General features: G+C 40.3%; 15 protein-coding genes, 1 pseudogene and 1 CRISPR repeat array. Of the genes and pseudogenes, 5 read left to right on the top strand and 11 right to left on the bottom strand.

Going from position 1 to position 20,592, the window contains the following annotated elements; translation table 11 throughout:
* The first annotated feature begins 3 nt into the window (after positions 1–3).
* From cas8a1 to cas5, 3 genes are read left to right on the top strand one after another with little or no spacing between them, the layout of a single operon-like run.
* Positions 4–1,536 carry a type I-MYXAN CRISPR-associated Cas8a1/Cmx1 gene (gene cas8a1, locus ACMX3D_RS02925; protein WP_482749991.1) on the top strand — a complete coding sequence of 511 codons (1,533 nt, stop codon included), beginning with the start codon at positions 4–6 and terminating at the stop codon, positions 1,534–1,536.
* A gap of 35 nt (positions 1,537–1,571) precedes the next feature.
* Complete coding sequence (locus ACMX3D_RS02920) at positions 1,572–2,582, top strand: type I-B CRISPR-associated protein Cas7/Cst2/DevR (protein ID WP_482749990.1); 1,011 nt, start codon at positions 1,572–1,574, stop codon at positions 2,580–2,582.
* A 1-nt stretch (position 2,583) separates the two neighbouring features.
* Positions 2,584–3,216, top strand: a complete 633-nt coding sequence (gene cas5, locus ACMX3D_RS02915; protein ID WP_482749989.1) for a type I-MYXAN CRISPR-associated protein Cas5/Cmx5/DevS — start codon at positions 2,584–2,586, stop codon at positions 3,214–3,216.
* A 276-nt stretch (positions 3,217–3,492) separates the two neighbouring features.
* A CRISPR array of direct repeats spans positions 3,493–3,963; the repeat unit is 36 nt; unit sequence GTGCTTTACCATTAGATGTCGTTAGGCGTTGAGCAG.
* Between the two features lie 267 nt (positions 3,964–4,230).
* Here the strand turns inward: cas5 and ACMX3D_RS02910 are convergent.
* Complete coding sequence (locus tag ACMX3D_RS02910; protein WP_482749988.1) at positions 4,231–4,461, bottom strand: hypothetical protein; 231 nt, start codon at positions 4,459–4,461, stop codon at positions 4,231–4,233.
* 294 nt (positions 4,462–4,755) lie between these two features.
* Between ACMX3D_RS02910 and ACMX3D_RS02905 the strand changes: the two genes are divergently transcribed.
* Entirely contained in the window at positions 4,756–6,666 is a 1,911-nt protein-coding gene (locus ACMX3D_RS02905; RefSeq protein ID WP_482749987.1) for a TnsD family transposase, read from the top strand.
* 42 nt (positions 6,667–6,708) lie between these two features.
* Here the strand turns inward: ACMX3D_RS02905 and ACMX3D_RS02900 are convergent, their stop codons facing one another.
* The 6 genes from ACMX3D_RS02900 to ACMX3D_RS02875 form a co-directional block, all read right to left on the bottom strand.
* Entirely contained in the window at positions 6,709–7,014 is a 306-nt protein-coding gene (locus tag ACMX3D_RS02900; protein ID WP_482749986.1) for a hypothetical protein, read from the bottom strand.
* 128 nt (positions 7,015–7,142) lie between these two features.
* Positions 7,143–7,406 (bottom strand): helix-turn-helix domain-containing protein, encoded by a 264-nt coding sequence (locus ACMX3D_RS02895; protein ID WP_482749985.1) that lies wholly within the window; start codon positions 7,404–7,406, stop codon positions 7,143–7,145.
* A gap of 262 nt (positions 7,407–7,668) precedes the next feature.
* Positions 7,669–7,995 (bottom strand): helix-turn-helix domain-containing protein, encoded by a 327-nt coding sequence (locus ACMX3D_RS02890; RefSeq protein ID WP_482749984.1) that lies wholly within the window; start codon positions 7,993–7,995, stop codon positions 7,669–7,671.
* Positions 7,980–8,165, bottom strand: a complete 186-nt coding sequence (locus ACMX3D_RS02885; RefSeq protein WP_482749983.1) for a hypothetical protein — start codon at positions 8,163–8,165, stop codon at positions 7,980–7,982. The genes ACMX3D_RS02890 and ACMX3D_RS02885 overlap by 16 nt, the downstream gene beginning before the upstream one ends.
* The gene (locus ACMX3D_RS02880; RefSeq protein ID WP_482749982.1) at positions 8,152–11,721 is read right to left on the bottom strand and encodes a WD40 domain-containing protein; all 3,570 of its coding nucleotides are present in this window, start codon (positions 11,719–11,721) and stop codon (positions 8,152–8,154) included. Before ACMX3D_RS02880 ends, ACMX3D_RS02885 begins: the two co-directional genes overlap by 14 nt.
* 318 nt (positions 11,722–12,039) lie before the next feature.
* Positions 12,040–13,401, bottom strand: a complete 1,362-nt coding sequence (locus ACMX3D_RS02875; RefSeq protein WP_482749981.1) for an AAA-like domain-containing protein — start codon at positions 13,399–13,401, stop codon at positions 12,040–12,042.
* A 294-nt stretch (positions 13,402–13,695) separates the two neighbouring features.
* Here ACMX3D_RS02875 and ACMX3D_RS02870 point away from each other — a divergent pair.
* Positions 13,696–13,857: pseudogene (locus tag ACMX3D_RS02870) on the top strand (transposase); the annotation flags it as partial.
* Between the two features lie 41 nt (positions 13,858–13,898).
* Here the strand turns inward: ACMX3D_RS02870 and ACMX3D_RS02865 are convergent.
* The 4 genes from ACMX3D_RS02865 to ACMX3D_RS02850 all read right to left on the bottom strand — a co-directional run bounded on the left by ACMX3D_RS02865 (position 13,899) and on the right by ACMX3D_RS02850 (position 20,362).
* Entirely contained in the window at positions 13,899–14,846 is a 948-nt protein-coding gene (locus ACMX3D_RS02865) for a bestrophin family protein (RefSeq protein ID WP_482749980.1), read from the bottom strand.
* Between the two features lie 338 nt (positions 14,847–15,184).
* The gene (locus ACMX3D_RS02860; RefSeq protein ID WP_482749979.1) at positions 15,185–16,120 is read right to left on the bottom strand and encodes a bestrophin family protein; all 936 of its coding nucleotides are present in this window, start codon (positions 16,118–16,120) and stop codon (positions 15,185–15,187) included.
* Positions 16,121–16,222: 102 nt separating this feature from the next.
* Positions 16,223–19,840 carry a nitric oxide synthase oxygenase gene (locus tag ACMX3D_RS02855; RefSeq protein WP_482749978.1) on the bottom strand — a complete coding sequence of 1,206 codons (3,618 nt, stop codon included), beginning with the start codon at positions 19,838–19,840 and terminating at the stop codon, positions 16,223–16,225.
* 123 nt (positions 19,841–19,963) lie between these two features.
* Positions 19,964–20,362, bottom strand: a complete 399-nt coding sequence (locus ACMX3D_RS02850) for a hypothetical protein (RefSeq protein ID WP_482749977.1) — start codon at positions 20,360–20,362, stop codon at positions 19,964–19,966.
* Positions 20,363–20,592 lie beyond the last annotated feature (230 nt).

Here is a 20,592-nt window from a genome sequence, read left to right as displayed (position 1 = left end):
AATATGCCAAGGATTGCTAGTCAAGTCACTCCAAAAATTCATCTAACCATAACTCAGCCCACCACAACTTTATTGCATCGTGCTGGGATGGCTGGGCTTTGGATGACACTCAAGCAACTGGAAAAATTATACCCAAAACTAACAGAACGCCCAGGTAACTTAAATTGGTTATTGACCCCCAATAGCATTAGTCTTTATTGGCAAGGCGAAGATTTAGTTGTTTTAGACTGGCTGTTAAAGAAATCATTTCAGATTAGTGATGAAGGTTTGATTCAGCTAACTGGTTTAAATCCTTATGCAATTAATCTTGAAACTCAGATAGCTATTCACCAAGGAATAACAGGAACATTTCTACAGCATAACAAATTTTTTAAATCTGCTGGTGATGAATCTAAAACCTTGACTTTAGATGGGAAAAAATTTAAAGTCGAGTACAAAAAAGCTGCTGCTTATGCTCAACAAGATTTTGCTAAATACTTATGTGATGATAACAGTCAATTGCTAAAAACATCGATTGGTATCACAGGTTGGCTTTATCCTGGAGCAACAGTACGTCATTTCGCATTTCAGGAGGAAACGAAATTTGAAGAGTCACCTGAATTAGCTTTTGTTTTATTGTTCGCTCCTGTTGCGTGTTGGTATTTTATATTGCCAGTAGAATACCAATATCACAAAGTCAGTTATGCGTTAGTCATTCCAGAAATAAATAATTTTGAATCATACTTAGAATATCACTATAAATTAAGCAATTTTGGATATTCAAATTTTTATACAACTGGAATAGGAGATTCAGGGTTAAAATTTCTTGCCTACGAAAAAACTTTGGAACTGATAAAGCTATACCAAGTAAAAAGATGTCAAGTTATTTCTTTTGGAACATCCCCTTGGTCAAAACAACAAAAAACTCGTACAGAAGCCAAATTAGTTGAGTTAACAGATGAAATATATCAAAAGTATATAGTTTGCTGTAACCATTTCCCCAAGAACAGATTCATCAAATATCAAAATAAAAAAATATTTATTTATACAAGTGTCGCTAGACAAGTTATTACTGATAATTTCGTCAAGCATTTACCCTGGTGGGCAAACCTATCGGTAACTGTAAATAATAGTAATTTATTTAAACAGTTAACTTATGACCAAGAAGGCTTATACAAAATGGTTAATGAAACAGATTGGGATATTGAAGCTCAAAAAAGATTTGTCAAAGCTTGTCATGAAGCATTAAAAATTACTTTTGCTAAAATTTACGACCGTGCAAAAGAAGGAGAATATGCTCAAATTGAACGTAAGAGAGAGCAAATTCGTTCTGAATTAGGACGTTGTAAGAATGCAAATGCTTTTCGAGCTTTCATTATGGATTTTTGGTCGAGAGCAGGATTAATTTCTGTTCTTCAGGATCACTGGGAAGAATTACTTCCACTAACGACAGGAAAAATAGATTGGCAGGTTGCTAGAGACTTAACTTTATTGGCCCTAGCCAGCTATAAACCAGTTGATAAAGAAAATAAAGAATTTAAAAAAAATATTGATTAGTTTTCTTATTACACTAAAACATCTTAAAAATATTTATGCTTCATTTATTCGGCAATATTTTGACTGATTACGGTGTTTCTGCTAATAATCGTGGAGAAAATGAAGGCAACATTTCACGGTTACAAAAAATAATGTGGAAAGGAGATGCTCATACCACTATTTCGGCTGAAGCAATTCGTTGGGCATTGCGTTACTACTGGCAAAATCAAGGCTATAAGGTAAATCGCTATTGGGATAATGATATATCTGACCATAGATGGCAAAACCCTAACTTTGATAAAGTCAACTTTATTGATGATGATGTATTAGGATTTATGAAAACAGAGGCAGCGAGAATAGAGGCTTCTGAGCAGCCCCAAGAAAATGAAGAAAATGAAAATAAAAAATCCCAAAATTCACCAATTGATGAGACTGATCAAACAACAAATAAAGTAACTAAGAAATCTAAATCCAAAAGTACGAAAGCAAAAACTAAAAAAATCCCTGGTACAAAAACAGAAAGACGAGGAGCATTAGAAGTTAATAAAGCAGTATCAACTCTTCCCTTTTTTGGAGATATTACTTTTAATGCTGCTAGTGGTGAAAAAGGAAGAACTTCGCTACATAGCACAGAAGTTCACGCTACACGTTATCAATACGGCTTTGCAATAACTCCTATATACCTAAAAAAACTATTTCGTATTCACGCAGTTTTAGATGGTTTAACTTCAATTGGTGAAGTAGCCGGAAATCATGCTCGGTTTTTATTCGATTTTTCACCTGATAGTATTGTGCTACGTTGGACGCATGATTTTTCACCACGTTTCCTTTATTGCTTTCAACAGGATGAATATGGAAATATTTCCGCACCTGAATTAGTCAGACGTGTAAACGCAGGAGATATTAACCCAAAAGAGTTATGGATTGGTGGTGCTATTTCTAAGTATCTCAGTGATTTGGGTATGGAAAACTTGGGTGTAAAGGTTTTTCCTGGAGTCAAGGAAACAGTACAAAATTTAAAGAAAGTTATAGCTAAAGATTTGATGTTATCAAGGAAGCGTTCATGAAATGACAAGAGTAGCATTGAAAGTTGAGGTTCCCATAGCTTGCTTTCGTAAATCTCGTGCTAGGGAATACATCGAAACTTATCCTGTACCACCACCATCGACAGTATACGGAATGTTACTATCTCTTGTTGGGGAGGTTGATAGATATAAGCATTGTGGGGTGAAGCTGGCGATCGCACTTCTATCTGAACCAGAAAAGTCTACTGTTATTCGTACTTTTCATCGCTTTAAAACTAAGAATATCTATGATCCTAAAAATAATAAACCTGATTACCAGGAGTTACTAACTAATATTGAGTTTGTGGTTTGGGTGGATACTGGCGTAAATATAGCTAAACCCAATTTAGTGCAACGTTTACAACAAGCATTTACTAACCCAGCTTCTGTTCATCGCTTTGGTGGACTGTGTTTAGGTGAAAGTCGGGACTTGGTGAATGATGTTACTCTTTTACCTGAAAATTACCATGCAGAATCAATGCGATGGTTAATCCGAGATGAAGATGGGTTGCTCACTTTACCTTATTGGGTTGACCATGTAGGTTCAAGGGGAACGCGATGGCTGCGTTACAAGATTCAGGAATGTCAATTATTTCAACCACCAGAATTATCTTGGACTTCGGTTCAAAGTGATTAGACGATATCTTTACTTTTGCAAGCACCTCTGCTTGAGAAATTTAAATGGCATAAAAAGTAGCCTTACTTCCTTGTTTTACGAGCCTTTTAGGGATTTTATATGCTTCCAATGTGCTTGCAACTTCCTGGAATGCTGTAAATATAAGGGTTAGGAGTTTTAACAACTTCGCTTTTGCTGTGAATAGCTATTAATTTTTGCAACTTGGCTCATCTTGAATAGTAGGTGCTTGTAAAATTCATGTAGAGCTTAGGCAAGTCAACAAATGTGGTTATCGCTGTGCTTTACCATTAGATGTCGTTAGGCGTTGAGCAGATTACATTGCGGCTAAGGGCAGCGATGAATTCAAACAGTGCTTTACCATTAGATGTCGTTAGGCGTTGAGCAGGAGAGGCAACTATAACGAGTTACCCTAAGACATTAAGTGCTTTACCATTAGATGTCGTTAGGTGTTGAGCAGTTGATAAAACAAATTGCATCGTCGTTACAGCTTTGTTGTGCTTTACCATTAGATGTCGTTAGGCGTTGAGCAGTTTAGTAACTTTTTGTAAGAATCAATCTCCGGCAGGTGCTTTACCATTAGATGTCGTTAGGCGTTGAGCAGGATATGAATTTTATTAAAGATTACGGACTGCATAAAGTGCTTTACCATTAGATGTCGTTAGGCGTTGAGCAGACTTTATGGCGATCGCTTCTGAATCTGAGGTAATAATGGTGCTTTACCATTAGATGTCGTTAGGCGTTGAGCAGGTAGAGATAGTGCCGTTATTAGTCCATCCAGATTTGGGATTTGCATGAGATGTCATTAGGCGTTATTGTCTTGGATACAAATACATTTTCACTGAAGGCAAGATTAGCCATCTTGAGTATCATCATTCCAAGAAATCTTTGCGATTATTTTTTCCCATTGCTCAATTTGGTTCTGTAATGGTAATTTGCGATCACTCAAATCTTGACTATCATCAACAGACAAACCCTGACCACTTAATCGCTCACGGTAAAGAGCAATCAGTTCGGTTAGGGCTTTTTTATTGCTTGCTGATCCTCCTGGGTCAGAGAACTCACATTGACTGGAATCAGCTTTCTGCCAATTCTCTCCACAAATTCAGACCGACTTAAATCCATGCTGTCGGCGATCGCATCTAATCCTTCAATCCCGGTAGGAGTTAGGGCTAGGTTAACTCGTTTCTTCACCTCATCGTACAGTTCTGGTACGTCTTTTTGACCTTTTTGCCCTTTCTTACCCATTGCTGTCTAGTTTTTACATCCCTCCCAATCATAGTAAACACATTCAGCACTTTAAGTTAAACATTAAAACTTTTTCCTACAGTTTAGGTATTGTGTAATGCCTGATTTAGTTAGATAATACAGGTATTGTGTAATGCCTAAATAGCCATTTTGTAGGGGTTATGAGTAACTAATCCCACCGTTTGGCTTGTCAACATCTAAACGGCTTACTTTTCATGGGCAATCATTAATTGCTGGTTATCTAATTCAAATTAATAAAAATCTGCTAAATGATTTGGTCATTTTTAAGACTATATGGTAAGTTTCTTCCCTAAACCTTATCCAGATGAAATTTTATATAGTGTTATTGCTCGTTATCACATTAGAAGTGGCAATACGAGTCCAAAAATTACACTTCAAGAATTATTTAATTCACAAACTACTGTAGCAACAGTAGATTTACCATCGAACCTGAATAATTTAACTCAAAATCTACAATTTATTTCAAATTACCAAGTTGAGGATTTGATATATAAACATACTCTCTACCCTTTATATAGCCCATTTTTGCCTGCTAATAGGTCTAGTCAGGTTCTGGAATCTATTAAAGGAGATTATGGGGGAGATATTCATACACGAGCCGGAATTATGGCAAGCTCAATTACTATGCCAAAATATTTTCGGTTTTGCCATAATTGTTGGGAAGAAGACTTAAAAAGCTATGGAGAACCTTACTGGCATCGCATACATCAAACACCAGGGGTTTTAGTTTGTCCATTTCATGGTGAAGTTTTGCAAAATAGTCTAGTTCCCTTACACGGTTTTAATAAGCATGAATATTATGCAGCTAGTACAGACAACTGTTCTATTACTAAAGAAATAAGTATTTTTAGCACTGACACACTAAACAAATTACTGATATTAGCCAAAGACTTTTGGTGGTTACTTAATAGTGAAATACCTTCTCAAGAACCACAGTGGTTTCGCAAACAGTACACCAATCTGATGATTGAGCAGGGTCTTGCAACTGCAACTGGTCGAATTTACCAGAAAAAACTACTAGATAATTTTTTGTTGTTTTATGGTCGAGAAATGCTCAGTGCCGTTGATTCAATGGTAAATCATAATGATTCAAGCAACTGGGTTACGAGCATTGTCAGGAAACATAGGAAATCTTTCCATCCTCTTAGACATCTGCTAATGATGCATTTTTTGAAAACATCAGTAGAGGAATTTTTCAAGCAAGATACTGAATACAAGCCTTTTGGTGAACCCCCCTGGTTGTGTCTCAATGCTGCCGCAGAACATTATCTACAACCAGTGATTACCAATCTAGTAATTACTTTATGCTGCGATACAAAAAAGCCTGTCGGTACTTTTTCTTGTTCTTGTGGAATGGTTTATTGCCGGACTGGGCCTGATGAAACGGATAAAGACAAACTTCGCATTGGTAAAGTCAAAACATTCGGTCAACTATGGGAACAAAAGCTGAAAGAATTGGTGGAAGTTGAAAAGTTGGGTTTGCGGGAAACAGCCAGAAGATTAAATGTTGATGCTAGAACTGTCAAACGCTATGTATCTCGTCTGAGACTGATAACTTATTGGCAGACTAGAAAAGAAAATGACTCTGTAGGCTTACAGGAAGTACCAGAAATAGACCCCATTTTTGCAACTGAACTCAAATTGAAACACAGGCAAAATTGGATGGCTTTACAAGTACAGAACCCTGAAGCTTCAAAGACAACTCTGAGAAAACTAGCAGCAGCAACCTATATTTGGCTATACAGAAATGATAGAGAATGGCTAAATCAAAACTCACCCGCTTTACAAATTGCTTTTCCTTCCGTTGTGAGAGTTGATTGGCATGAGCGAGATCAGCAAATTCTCACTCAGGTTCAAGATACAGTGCGATCGCTACTTAACGCAGATATACCGGAGAGAATTTCTATTAGTAGGGTAGGAAAAACTATCGGCTTACTTGCATTACTCGAAAAACATCTCGACCAAATGCCTTTAACAAAGGCTTATTTGGAATCAGTAGTTGAAACTGTAGAAGAGTTTCAGATACGTCGAATCAAGTGGGCAATCAAACTGCTTGATGAATGTGGTGAAGAAATTGTGCGCTGGAAGGTAGTTAGAGTTGCTGCTTTACGAGAGGATTGTTCCCAGAGAGTCAACGCATTTCTAGAAAGTGAACTTGACAAAGCATACAAGAAAGAGAGGTGAATTGAATCACCTCCCCAAGCGATGGGATAAATGCTTTGTGTGCTATGCTGCGTCGGCTACCAGTAAGCCATTCACAGCGATGATGATTATTTGCGCTGCCAAAGGAGTATCACAACATGGTTTATCATTGCTATTACAGGGTTGTGCTATCCATTTACCCTCCAGATTCTGGTAGAAAGTTCCAAGTAGTTGAGAACCATTCCAGACCCGATACAGTTCACCTAAGTCATCTGGTACTGAGTCAATTTCAATTTCTGGTGCTACTGGGTCGGCAAGCTGGTCAATATATCCCTCAAACTCTGATTCAGCCGAGGCTGAGTTACTAAAGTCATCTTGTACAATCATCATGAGTGACCTCATTAACGGGGTTGAACAAAAGGCGATCGCATTTCTCTTGCCGGAGGGTGATCGCCTTTTTAATTTCAGGTTTATTTTAGCTACTATGATAACCAATAGCAATATATGTATGGAAAACTTTATTCAGTCACTTCCACCGTGCTAAGAAAATCCTTTAAGGAAATACCCAAAGCCAAGCAAATAGCCTCTAATACTTTAATAGAAACACTTTCGGATTCGGCGTACTCTAATTTTTTCAGGTTTTGGTGAGAGCATTCTCCACCCTTAGCAGCAATTTCATCTACCAATTGCTGTCGGGACTTTTTACCACGCAGACGCTTTAAAACCTTTGCTCTGTCTTTATTCCAGGTAACAGAAACAACGTCTGCAACATAAATATACATTTTAGTTTCCCTATTCCTCTCATTGCTCATATAATAGCTACAGCAGTAAACAAAATTTATCAATTTCGGCTACTACAGTTTACAAATTATGGGAATAGAAGAAAGCGATCGCATCAGGATAAGCTGGTTTTCTCGGTCTTTACTGTTATCGTTGGAGATCGTTGCGAAAATTACTCTTAGTAACGAAAACGCATAATTTTGAGATATTCCCACCCTCGTTGGCGGCTGACTGGGCGACCGATTAAATCAGCAATCCAGTCAGCTACCTTTGTGCCATTCCATTGCCCAACTTCTGCTGGAGCCTCTTGTAACGCCAGCCATAGTAAGGCTTGCTGTACATCCTTCCTTGATTTAAAACTCTTTGATCTCCTAACGTTTCGACTCCGATGCGGTTGTAACCCCAAACCAACTCATAAATCCAACTCCGGCTATAGCCTGTGACTGCTGCTACTTCTTGTGTCTTCATACCTTTAGCCAACAGCCAAATTATTTGGTAATGTGTCCACAATACTCGTTCTTTCGCTTGGCGATAACCTGTTTCTAACTCTTCCAAACTCAGATGTGGCTCAATTTTTATGACTTTTGGCATTGCAACCGCACCAATTCATGCACCTCTACCTTTATTATGTGCGATTGACCGGACATGATATTACAGCCATATTCCAGCAGGTCAAGCTTGAGTATGCGCGGTAAATTCCAGATAATGAGAGTGTTATCTTCACCTACAGAAGCTAAAAAACTGTCATCAGGTGCGATCACACAAATGTCTATCCTCCTCCTTCACCTCTGCATTAGTCCGCAAATAATCTCGCACCCAATCGCAACCCGCCGCTACTACCTTATCTAGCTCTACAGACTGCTCTAAATTCCACAAAATTACCGTTTTGTCCTCAGAAGCCGAAGCCAGAGTTTTGCCATCAGAGGCAAACGCTAATCCCTTCACCCCAGCACTATGTCCAATTAGATTGGTCACGAATGTGCCATTACTCTTCCAGAGTTTAATGATCCCATCATTACTGCCTGTAGCAATGGTCTGACTATCAGGACTAAACGCCACACTCCAAATCCCAGAATCATGTCCCTTAAGAGTATGCAGTAACTTTCCGTCACGGCTCCAAAGTTTAGCCGTCCTGTCTTCACCCACCGAAGCAATCAATTCACCATTAGGGCTGAAAGCTACGCTAATGACTGTATTAGTATGACCTTGAAGAGTCTTGAATAAGCTACCCTGCCCCTTCTTTGGGGTCGGTGGTGTGGGGTGTAGGGTGTAGGGTGTAGGGGATGCGTTGATGCTCGAAACTGTAGCCAAACGCCAAAGCTTGACTGTCTTGTCGCCACTGCTCGATGCAAGTGTCGAACCATCGGGACTAAAAGCAACCCCCCAAGTCCCTGCCGTGTGTCCTCTAAAAGTAGCGATTTCGGTACCGTTTATCCGCCAAAGTTTGACTGTGCGATCGCTACTCGACGATGCAAGCATACTACTGTCAGGGCTAAAAGCGACTTGCTTAATATTACCCTGATGCCCTTTGAGACTATGAAGCAATGTACCGTCTTTCCTCCAAAGCTTGACCGATTGGTCTGCACTAACAGTAGCGATCGTTTGACTATCTGGACTGATAGCAACTGAGCTAAACCGAGGACTTGGCCCTTTTAAGCGCCGATAGCTAGTCCCGTCCTTGCGCCAGAGGATCGTCTCCTTCGGACTCGATGAAGCGATTAACTGTCCGTCGGGACTAAAAGCGATTCCCCAAATTCCAGCCGTATGTCCCCGCAGAATTGTCAGCAACCGATTGCGTAATTTCCACAGTTTTACAGTGCCATCCCAAGATGCAGAGAATAGGGTGTCGCCCCTGGGACTAAATGCAAGATCCTGAATGCCACTGTCATGGCCTTTAATGGCATTCAACAAAGTACCGTCCTTGCTCCAAAATTTTAGCATCTTGTCGTCACAGCCAGAGACGACGATTTGCCCATTTGGGCTGAAGGCTAGTGCGTTAATTGCAGTTTCGTGTGCTGTGAAAGTCTTGAACAAACTGCCGTCACGCCGCCACAGTTGCAGCTTGCCGTCTCCATTGCCTGTTGCTAGGATTTTGCCGTCAGGACTAAAGGCAATTGAGAAAACAGGAGATTGAATATCTGAAAGTGTTCTCAGCAATGTGCCATCCCGCTGCCAGAGTTTTATGGTGCCGTTGTCAGCAGCCGAGACTATTATCTCTCCATCGGGGCTAAAAACTACTGGTGTAATGATCACACCATGCCTCAAGGTCTTGAGTAATGTGCCATCGCTGCGCCAAAGTTTTATCGTACCGTCCCCACTGGAGGCAACAATCAGTTTTCCGTCAGGACTAAACTTGACTCTGCCCGTTGCAGCTTTAAACCCTGTCAAAGTTTTGACGAGAGTGCCGTCACGTCGCCAGAGTTTGACGGTTGTGTCTCCGTTTGATGAAGCAATTAGCTGACCGTTGGGGCTGATGGCCACTCCTATAACTGGACCTTGATATCCTTTGAAAGTGCCCAGCAACCTGCCATCGCGCTGCCAAATTTGAACACCATTTCCGATTGTTGCCACAGCAATCATCTCGCCATCAGAACTTACATCTAATGCGTTGTTGACGGAGGCATAACCTGAAAAGCGGTTAAATTCAACAGCTCCATAAATTGCCCGTCGCAAAGCTAACTCCACCATTGTTTCTGTCTGCGGGTCGGTTGATGCCAAGTGTTTGAGTTCTCTTCTGGCTTTAAGCGATTCAATTAAAGCATCTAACCTTTTGTCTAAGGCAAAGAGAGCTTGCGAATATCTAGCCATGCCTTGAATTTTTTCTATTTGCTCATTGCGTTGGCTGAGAAGTGCTTTTTGGTACTGGAAAAAAGCGAAGATTCCTACTGCGATCGCAATCGCTAAAGCGAACGAAAGAGCAGCAATCCAATATTTTTGGCGTTTAGTGATTGTTTTCTTGAGTTCCAGCCTAGCTTCTACTTCCTTAATCCGTTCCGCTTCTAAAAATAATTGCAATTCTTGTCTGTCTACTTCTTGGCTGGCTGCTAAAAACTGATAGTCCAAATCGCTTAAGCTTTTGCCTTGTGCCCAGTAGGAAGCATCTTTTAAAGCTTGTCCGCGTAATAATCGCGATTCATCTTTTTGCCCAGAAGCGACCCAAGCATCAAACGTCTGCGAGTAAGGACGCAATAGCGCTAATCTTTTTTGAACCCATTGCAGATTAAAGACTTGTTGATAGATGGGATTTTTTAACTTTAATATTCCTTCGTGTCTAACCACTAAGCCACTAAGTAACAATTCGATTTGTTCTTGACTATCATCACAAGTTATTTCAATTCCTTGCAAAACTTGTTGATAAATGCTGAGAATTCTCCCAGCCCGCTGACCGTTACGGTCAATGCGATCGCGTATAGTTCTCAGGTGTTCTGGTTCATCTTGCGATTCCCAACGCTCAATGATGCGGGTTGTGACCAAGTTCTCAATCCAGAACGATTCCGTACCTGGTAAAATACTCATCTTGCCACTGTCCCCCATTGTCTGCTGACTCAATTGCACGACTAAATAACACAACTTTTGAGTCAGAAACGGTTGTCCACCAGTCCAGTCTAAAATCGCCTTCACAATCGATGCAGGTTGTTCCACCATCTTTTCCAGCCCTTGAATTAAAGGAGTTACTTCCTGCCAATCAAAGCCTTTGAGTGCGATCGCTTGCCCAATATTGAACGGTGTCTTCGTTCTGTCTCGAATTAAATCAGAGGGAGTTGCAACTCCGAAAATCGCAAAGGTAATGCGTTGATACTCTGGGTTGATTGCTCGTTGGTTATAACAGAAGCGAATGAAGGCAAAAAAGTCATCAATCGAAAAGTTAAGCCCCAGCAAAGAGTCAATTTCATCGACAAAAATAAACAACTGTTGTTGGGGAAACTGTACAAGTAGCAATTCCTCAATAAACCACCGCAACCTTTGCAGTAAACCCAAATCGTTGCGCTCTTGCCACCAAGTTTTCAGGTTCAAGGTTTCCAGTAGACCCAACTGTCGCCATAAGTCACCGACGAATCCCTTGTACCATTGCAAGGGAGTAATTTGTTCGCTCCCCACCACACTCAAATCCACGGCAGCGCAGCGAAAGCCGTCTTGCTCAAGGCGATGCTTGGTTCGCACCAGCAGTGAAGATTTGCCCATTTGCCGCGAGTTGAGGACATAGCAGAACTCTCCTCGCTTCAGCGCTTCATACAGTTGCAAGTCAGCTTGCCGCTGTACGTAAGTAGGTGCATCAATGGCTAAACTGCCGCCGAGTTGATAGCTATCTTGGGGCATGGAAAATAGAGTAAAAACTTTTGTCAGTAAGGGTAGATATTGTAACTTATTATACCATTTTTTTGTGAAGCTGCGCTAAATCTTAGCTTTTTTTTAACGCATAGGCGCTTCTCTACGAGACGCTACGCGTAGCTTGCTTCTCCGTAGGAGTACGCCTTCCCGCAGGGTAGGAACGCTAAGGGAAACGCAAAGAAACCGCAGAGTTTTTTAACGATAATTTACTGTGTCCTAAAATAATTAGGGGCATCTTTGTAGAGAATTGGTATTAGATAAAATATTTCAAAATTCTATTTGAATACATTCAAAATTAATGAACAATTAATGAGCGTGCCATTGGCGGAAGTACTCTCGATATAGCTCACAGCTAACAGTTGCTTGACTATCGGTAAGATGTACCAATCCTAAACTTTTTAACTTAAACGCTACTTCAATTTCTAACTGAATTGGAGCCGTTAAAGCCAGTTGAAAGGCATCAGCTAATTTAGGATGCTGTTGTAGGTTCCATAATTGATACTGAAGATGTTGTTGATAGATTCCAGTATCCCTTGTAGCATCTTGCAGTAACGTTTGTATGGGAATCTTCAAGCGGGCACTTTGATATAATGCCAGTTGAATTAAATACGGAAAGCCATCAGTGAGCTTCATTAACTGCTCAAGTTCAAGCTTTGTGAGTTGAAGTCTGTAACGTTCGGCTAAATCCTGCACCTGTTCTGGACTAAAGTTTGGTAGTTCGATCGCCAATCCCACATTAAACGGAGAGCGATGGGTCGGTAAGGGAATGTAAACTTCAACTGCATGAGCCATCACAATTCGTAACTTCTGCCAAACTGAAATGTCTTTTGTTTCCTCATACCAGGAACGCAACAAAACGAAAAAATCGCTAGCAAGTTCTGGGTACTCAAATAATTGGTCTACACCATCTAGTGCTAAAATGACGGGATTAGGGATTTCCTTGAGGACATAGCCTTGAAAATAAATCGTGCTGTTAATCAAAGCTCCCATATCCTCGTCCCAGTAGTCATTTATTTTAGATTCCAAACCTAACTGCCGAGTGACATTTGTACAGAACCAACGTAAGAAGCGATCGCTTGAAGTAAACACCTGTGTTCCGGCATAATGTAAGTTGACTCGCACTGTGTAGTAATTCTGACTGTTGGCATAATCCAGAATACGTGCAATCAGGGAAGTCTTCCCCATCTTTCGAGGTGCTTTGATGCGAATAAACGCACGAGGTTGGAGAATTTCTTGACAACAGGTTTGTTCGATAGTCAGGCGCTCAATATAAAAGCATGAACCGAGAGGAACCCATCCTTCTGGAGATTCTAAAACGTAGCCTTCCCTAGTCAAGCCGCCCATTGGCATTGCTACTGTCGTCTCGGTTGTCTGAGGATTATCCCAAGAGACGAAATTTTCTAACCGTTGTTCTAATAGCTTTGAGAGATTCGTCTTATTAACTTTTTCACCGATCGCTTGTGACAGCAACTGCCATAGTCTGGGCGCAACTGTAAACTTAATATAGCTTTCCGAGTAGTTATTTTCTTCAGCAAGTTTAGCGTAAGTCTTTTTGCTTTCAAGTAAAGATTCTCGCAGGATTACCTTATGAATATAGCTCAGTGAAAACCCTGTTTCTGTAGCTACTAACTGAAGCGCAAATTCAACAAGGTATTCAATGTTTTTCATTCAAATAGTAACTTGCTTGGCTGAGATATTGTTGGTTAGCAATCTGTTAATCAACAAAAGGATTAACATTTATTACTATAGCAGAAGCAGAAGGCAAAGTCTTATTATCCCTTGCATTCAAGCTTTTAAACTGTACTAACATATCTGACTACCGCCATATCAAAGAAAATATCGCCGGCTCGTTGTGCGATGGGAGCGAATTTCGGACTACTTAAACGCTTTTCTTTCTCTAGCCACAATTCATATTTGGATTAACCGGATTTTGTTAGTGGGATAGATTTGACTAATAAACGCAGACGAGGTGAGTTTGACAAATCGATTTATAGCCAAAGAAATAGGGTTGAGCGATGTTTCAACCGTTTAAAGCAATTTCGTCGGATTTCTACACGCTATGAAAAGAAAGCTCATAACTACCTTGCAATGTTGACGCTCGCTTCTATCATTCTTTGGCTATAGTTTTAGTTTTAAAACACACTCCAGTACATAAATACTATAAACTAGTGATCACTTTGTGCTAGTTGCGTAAGTCCTGAAACTATATCCTGTTCGTTTAAATTTGCTTCGCCACTAACCCATTCTGTTTCAATTTCAGCTTCTAGCTCTTGGCAAAACCTATCTAGGGGTAAGTCATTGCTATCGTACCCGAAAGGATTTTCAATTTCCACACCAATGTCTTCTATTCCTAATAATGCAAAACTAATGATGCCTACAGTTGGGATAGTAAACCAATCTAGTTGTTCTACAAATTGAAAAGGTAGAGCAAAGCAGTACAACAATAATAAGTGTTTTAAATGAATTGAATAAGGTCTAGGTAGCGGTGTATTTAAAATGCGTTCACAACCACTAAACAGCATTGTTATTTGGTCTAAAGAGCGATTTAATTCTACAAACAAACGGTAGGGAATTACTTTTTTTACATGATAAAGCTGTCCGAAATATTCTGCCAAATATTTAATAATTTTCAAAGGAACTCTATTAGCTAATTTTAATTCTAAATACTGCTCTTTATTCAGGTTTTCCTCAATTATATAATCTAAAGTTTCATTTCTTAAATGTAACTTAATCGACCTGATTAATATGCCAACCAATCTAATATTAAATATTTTAGTTTGTAAATCTTCATGATTATTTACTAAAATAATCACCCACATATTTCGGCATAAAATCCGACTGGCATTGAGTAAGTCATACCAAATCTTACAAGCTTCCCAAAATCTATCATAGGCTGTATTGGTTCTAAAAACTAGTAAAAGTCCAAGGACGACACCAGGGATTAAACTAGCCAGAGTAGGTTGGTTAACGGCGAATCCTTTGTGATAAGCGATCGCAATTATCAAAGCAAATATCATCGTCGCTACTACCCGTCGCCAAATAGCACGTATAACAGAACTTCTTAAATCAATTGCTAAATCTAACCAAGTTGATTTTCTGATGATTTTAACCATTTTTTGTTATCGAATTTACCTATTTGTATGTACCAAAATTATCTGAATATTTCTACTCAAAAAGATGTACAGAAAAAATAATATTCTTCTATAATTGTTGCAGTTCTACTGCTGTATATCCTGATTGGCATAAGAGGAATTAAGTTGTTGTAAAATCCTGCCTATTTTCGGTTTAAAAATATCGTAGCCTTCGCCTTTCTCCAGCACTACAATAGCAGTGCTATCAACCAAATAGTATCTAAACCAACACCAGTGTGAATAAAGTCACTACCGCCGTTGCCATAGATAATGCAAAATTTACGGCTTTGCCAAGTATCTGTGGATAAAAAGCTAATGTTCTAGATATCTTGAGTGGCATCGGAGGAATAAATATGTGTTTCTCTGATATCTAAGTCTGTTTTATACGCAATTAATTCTTCAATGTCTTTGTGTAATTTATGGCAAAGTTTATCAAGGGGAATATCGTTAGCATCACATCCAAAAGGATTTTCAATCTCCAGACCGATCGCTTCAATACCAAACAACGCAAAAGCAACTACCCCTGACACTGGAATTGTCCACCATTGTAAATCTTTCACCATCTGAAAAGGTAAGGCAAAACAATATAAAATTAACAGGTGTCGTAAGTGAATTGAATAAGCATGAGGCATAGGTGCAGCTAAAATGCGTTCACAGCGTGATAAGCATTCAACTAACTGATCGAGCAAGCGATTCAGAGCAGCAAATTGAATACTATCTAGCTGCTGTTGGGCATACTGTTTAGTTAGATATCCGCCAATCCATTGCGTTACTTGTAAGGGCATATTGCTAACATTTTGCAACTTTAAATATTGTTCTGGAGAAAGCACAGACTTTAACTGTTCGTCAACTCCATCGTGTCTTAAATGCTGTTTCATGGCCATAAAAAAAGCTGCAATTAAGCGCAGGTAAGCCGCTTTTTCTTCACGAGCTTCTAAAGTTTTATCAGGAATTGTCAGCCACATTTGTCTGGAAAGGTTACGCCCTGTAAATATAGTCGTCCCGGCAATTTGCCAGCCTTCCCAAAATCTCTCGTAGGCTGTATTGGTGCGGAAAACTAAGATTAATCCTAAAACAATCCCTGGAATTAAGCCCGCTAAGATGGGTTGACTAAAACCTAAATAGCCATGTTTGTAAAAAATGGTAATGATGAGAGCGATTACCATCGTTAAAAGCACTTGAATTTTGATATCCCGAATAACTGAGCCTCTTAAATTTAGGGCTAGGCGAAACCAATTCTTGCGTTCAAAATCCATAGATATTACAGTAATGGAATAGTAGTCTGTACCCGACGATGGAAAATTATTTAGTCAGGATTCAGAACTTTAGTGTTTCTGAATCCTAAATTTTAATATGATTTACGCCTGATGGTGAAACGGACATTTACTAGCAGATGGTTCTTTTTCCCAAGGATCTGGGACATAGAAATAGTTGGGTTTAAGCAGGCGATTTTCAAACTCTAAGGGGTAAACAGGTGTGGTTGAACCCGATAGCGGTGGAAGCAGCCAACGCCAATCTCCATAAACGTGGCGATCGCACTTTTGCTCTTCATCCACAAATTGCATGAAGGAATCGGTGAGGGTATGGTGATCTAACATTCTTACTCCATGCAGTTTGTAAGAGTGCAGCACAGCCACATTCATTTCTACCAATGCTAAATCTTTCCACAGCGTGATATTTTCGCTGCTATCTAAACCCATCTTTTCAGCAATAATTGGTAGCATATTGTAGCGGTAAGTATCGCTAAAATTCCGCCCACCAATTTCTGCACCCATATAAAAACCGTTAAATGGTGTGGGGTATTGAATTCCTCCCATGTCCAACATCATGTTAGCAACAGCAGGTAATCCAAACCATTTCAGACCCAAGTCTGCAAACCATTCGTAGCGAGGGTGAGAAATCGGAACTTCTAAAATAATTTCTGGCGGAATTTCAAACCATTTCGGTTCTCTTCCCCCTATTTGGATAATCAAAGGTAAGACATCAAAGCGGGTTTTAGACTCTTGTGCCCACCCTAATTTAATTGCCTGCTCTGTTAACTCCACATTGGCAGGATCGCCAAGAATACTGCCATCTGGTTGACGATAACCAGCATAACGCAACATTAAATTGTTCCAAACTTTGATATTTAAATTCGGATTCAAAATCGTAATCGTTGAGCGCAGATTGCCGTTATTAGTCGCAAACTTAATGTGTTCAACTAATGTTTGAAAAATCTCCTCCTCTGTTTGTAAATGGCGCATATCCCGCAATTGCAAACTGCGCCAAAAGTTGCGTCCCAAACAGCGGTTACTGTTACGCCATGCCAGCTTTGTGCCGTAAGCTAGTTCATCCAAGGTATGTTCGTAAGTGCCTGTACGCTCAATTGATTCCTTGACTTCTTGCCAACGGGGAAGGAATACTTCTGCTAAACCTTGTTCGAGATAGCATTGCTTGAGGAAAACCTCGGCTTCTTGGGCGACGGAATTAATCGGTTGGACGTAAATGCTCATCTGCTCGATGGGTGTAATCCCACCTGCTAGTTGTACCGCTGGACGCTGCGGAATGGGAGTTTGAACGTTACCTTCTTCATTCAGTTTCGAGGAAAATAATTCTTGGCGAATGGCACAGTCCGGCCAACCTGCTGTTTGTAAATAGCCTCGCACTCCATCCATAAAGGGTTCGGGCCCGCACATAAAGACAACGCTTCCCTCTGTATAAGGATAGAAGCGTTGTACATCTTCAGAGGTGAGTCTACCTGTCTGACGAGTTGACCTAACTGTAAAACTTAAATTAGGGTGAGTACTTGCTAATTGCTCAAGTTCTGTGAGAAAGACTAAATCTTCTGCATGGGGAGCCGAAAAATCGAGGTGAAATTTGCGGGTATCGCCTCTATGAGCGAGAGTTCGCATCATGGCGATCGCGGGAGTAATGCCAATTCCCCCGGCAAAAAAGATGACGGGGTTTTCATCTTCTAAGACAAACTCACCTCTCGGCGCAGAAATGCGTAACAGAGCTTCTGAATCAGCGCGATCGCACAACCAACGGGAAAATAATCCTAGTTCTTCTCGTTTAACCGTGATTTCGTACTGTTCGGTTTGATCGGCTGGGGAACTTAAAGTATAAGCACGAGTCACCCAAGAACTATCCACTCGTCCTTGAATGAGGATATGTTGTCCAGGTTTCGAGGCCACGACTTGTTCATACACTGGGCGGAATTGGAAGCGCATCATCCCCCGCCCCAAATCTTCTTTGTTCACGAGTTCTGCAACAGCCAGATTTGCTGAACCTAGCATTTCTTCAACTAAAGGCTGACAGCTACCGCAGATCATTGTTACTTGTGTTTGTTCGACAATTCCCTCTAAGGAATCCAAACCTGTATCTATCAGTTCTCGCACTCTGCCACAGGTTGTTTTCGTACAATTGCAAACGATATCGCTATCGGCTCCCGATGTCGTTACTTCCTCTATTTGCAGTTCTCCTAACTCGCGGAATAATGCCACTTGCCAACGAGGAAGGGTGCGATCCTCAAAAAATAACCCAATTGCTAATCGTCGCCCACTCCAGCGTCCCCGCACTGATAAACTCGCAATTTTGCCATCTTTTAATCTGAGGATGCGTTCACCACCATTTTCAGGAGTATAGCGAACTTCTTCTAAGTTATCGTTATCTTCATCTGCCCAATACCACTCTAGTACTTCGCCATCAAGCGATCGCTCTCCAATTAACATCCGGTCATTTGCTTGCAGCAGCCGTGTAATTATTCCTGGTTTTCCGGCGACAAACCCCTCACTAATCGTTAAAATACCGCGTCCCGGCAAAATGTAGACGTTAATAAGTTCTAGAATGTGTTGAGCAATCCAATCTCTCAAATCAAGAGTTTTTCGCCCTAACCATTGGGCTGATGCTTCTCCATGATTGGTTAATCCAGATGCATTTAATGCTAGGAGCCACTCTAGTTGAGATTGGGCTGCTTTTTCATTCATTCCCAGAGCCATCGCATCGTGCAAGGCTGCGGATGGTGGTAGATCAAAATAGCGAACTTCTGTAGGCACATCTGCAAGAATTCGGTTTAAATGCGCTTCTAAACCATAGACAAATTCGTCAAAATCAATCGTACCGCTTCCGTCTTTATCAGCTTGTTCTAGGATAGATTGACATTCATCGTGGCTATATCCTAAATCTAAGAGGTAGGGAAGCAACTCTTGAGCGTCAATTTGTCCACTTTGATCGAGGTCGATCGCGTCAAATCGCAAGCGTGCAAATTGTTGAGCCGACAGAGATTTTCGCAGGATTGCAGATATTTCTGAGGCGATATCTGCACCACTAAGTTGGTGAGAACCTGTGAGGATTTCTGGCGGTGGGTTGTTGATTTCACCGTGTAGCCACTTGGATAAACCTTGGGCGATCGCTTCTGGCTCTAACCAAGGTAAGCTGTTAGTACCAAGCGGTAAGGATAAAGTCCGGCGAAACCTCAATTCCTTTTTCTGCATCAGCAGCTGGGAAAATAAAGGCGCGTGACGTAAGATGAGAGTTTCTATATTCAATCCACGTACTAGGCTTTCGGCTTCTAACAAGCGTTCCCCAACCTGTCCGTTCTGACAAGCAGGTGCAACCCAAGCTAAACGGCGAATCCCTTGCTTTTGAGCGATATCTATAAAGGAACGAGTCAGCGATACCACCTCAGATAAGTCTGTCGGCATTATGAAAATTACTGCCGTTTCCGCACCATCAAACTCTTCTGCTAAAATCTTTTGAGAATTTAAGTTTAAATTGAACCACTCGCCACTAACTAGGCTTGTGGGAGTGGCGATCGCCCCCAAACGTTTAAATCCATAAACCCTAAAGCGACGCTCCGTAGGAGCAGCTACGCTAACGCTTGTTGTCACCAACCTGACGAATTCTTTTGCTGGTAAATAGTAAAAATCGGATGTAAAAACTAGAATAGTTGCGGTTGATAATGCTGAATCACTGAACGCAGGGCTAGTAATTTTCATATTTATATCTTATAGTTTCGATATCACAAAGAGTCCGTCTTCAAAAATACTGAGAATGCGATCGGCGCGAATCTTAAAATAGGTAATTTTGAAAATTATCATTGCTTACAAACATTTTGCCTATTATGTTTCAGTCCATAACAAAGGTATTCCTTCTACCGTTCCAGAGGTTTCTATCTCTTCTATTTCCGTAATTAAATTTGCTGTCAACTCTTCCGTAAGTACGTCAATCATTTGCATATTCATAGGGACAACTATTCCCACCTTATCCATTGCTTCCATTAGCATATTTTGTTCTGATTCTTCCAGAAAACCATCAGCGTTAATTAAATTCATTAATAAATCATTTTCCTCTAGCAAAGAGTGCAAATCTTTATCTTGCTGCATAGGCAATAACAATTTCTCGTACTTGTCTTGAGGAACAGAAACTGCTAAAGCCAATTGCAACATCAAGCGAAGATTGCTATTGGGAGGAATAGAACATAAAAACGCCATGATTTTGCCGAGTTGTTTGCTATCCATCGGGATGTAATCACCGTAAATCAAAGACTAATGAACTTTAGGTTAATAGAACACATAGGTAAAGTCGAATGCCTAAAAGTTATAGATGTAATAGTTTTTAGGCATATCAGATGCAATTATTGGAATTAAGTCATAGCCATTTCTAATCCCTGTTGTACCTCATCAGTTTGTTGTGCTTGCTGTTTCAACACTAATAAGATAATGTCAGGTATCAACCTTAAACGGTAATA

The sequence above is a fragment of the Anabaena sp. TISTR 8404 genome (assembly GCF_056847745.1).
The sequence above is the reverse complement of the archived record's forward strand: the minus strand, read 5'-3'. Positions and strand labels throughout refer to the sequence as shown.

What these genes read in the sequence shown, in the direction of transcription:
- ACMX3D_RS02855 (WP_482749978.1), bottom strand. Translation starts at nt 19,840, where the DNA reads ATGAAAATTACTAGCCCTGCGTTCAGTGATTCAGCATTATCAACCGCA.
- ACMX3D_RS02875 (WP_482749981.1), bottom strand. Translation starts at nt 13,401, where the DNA reads ATGAAAAACATTGAATACCTTGTTGAATTTGCGCTTCAGTTAGTAGCT.
- ACMX3D_RS02865 (WP_482749980.1), bottom strand. Translation starts at nt 14,846, where the DNA reads ATGGTTAAAATCATCAGAAAATCAACTTGGTTAGATTTAGCAATTGAT.
- ACMX3D_RS02905 (WP_482749987.1), top strand. Translation starts at nt 4,756, where the DNA reads ATGGTAAGTTTCTTCCCTAAACCTTATCCAGATGAAATTTTATATAGT.
- ACMX3D_RS02910 (WP_482749988.1), bottom strand. Translation starts at nt 4,461, where the DNA reads ATGGGTAAGAAAGGGCAAAAAGGTCAAAAAGACGTACCAGAACTGTAC.
- cas8a1 (WP_482749991.1), top strand. Translation starts at nt 4, where the DNA reads ATGCCAAGGATTGCTAGTCAAGTCACTCCAAAAATTCATCTAACCATA.
- ACMX3D_RS02860 (WP_482749979.1), bottom strand. Translation starts at nt 16,120, where the DNA reads ATGGATTTTGAACGCAAGAATTGGTTTCGCCTAGCCCTAAATTTAAGA.
- cas5 (WP_482749989.1), top strand. Translation starts at nt 2,584, where the DNA reads ATGACAAGAGTAGCATTGAAAGTTGAGGTTCCCATAGCTTGCTTTCGT.
- ACMX3D_RS02890 (WP_482749984.1), bottom strand. Translation starts at nt 7,995, where the DNA reads ATGCCAAAAGTCATAAAAATTGAGCCACATCTGAGTTTGGAAGAGTTA.
- ACMX3D_RS02900 (WP_482749986.1), bottom strand. Translation starts at nt 7,014, where the DNA reads ATGATGATTGTACAAGATGACTTTAGTAACTCAGCCTCGGCTGAATCA.
- ACMX3D_RS02850 (WP_482749977.1), bottom strand. Translation starts at nt 20,362, where the DNA reads ATGGATAGCAAACAACTCGGCAAAATCATGGCGTTTTTATGTTCTATT.
- ACMX3D_RS02880 (WP_482749982.1), bottom strand. Translation starts at nt 11,721, where the DNA reads ATGCCCCAAGATAGCTATCAACTCGGCGGCAGTTTAGCCATTGATGCA.
- ACMX3D_RS02895 (WP_482749985.1), bottom strand. Translation starts at nt 7,406, where the DNA reads ATGTATATTTATGTTGCAGACGTTGTTTCTGTTACCTGGAATAAAGAC.
- ACMX3D_RS02920 (WP_482749990.1), top strand. Translation starts at nt 1,572, where the DNA reads ATGCTTCATTTATTCGGCAATATTTTGACTGATTACGGTGTTTCTGCT.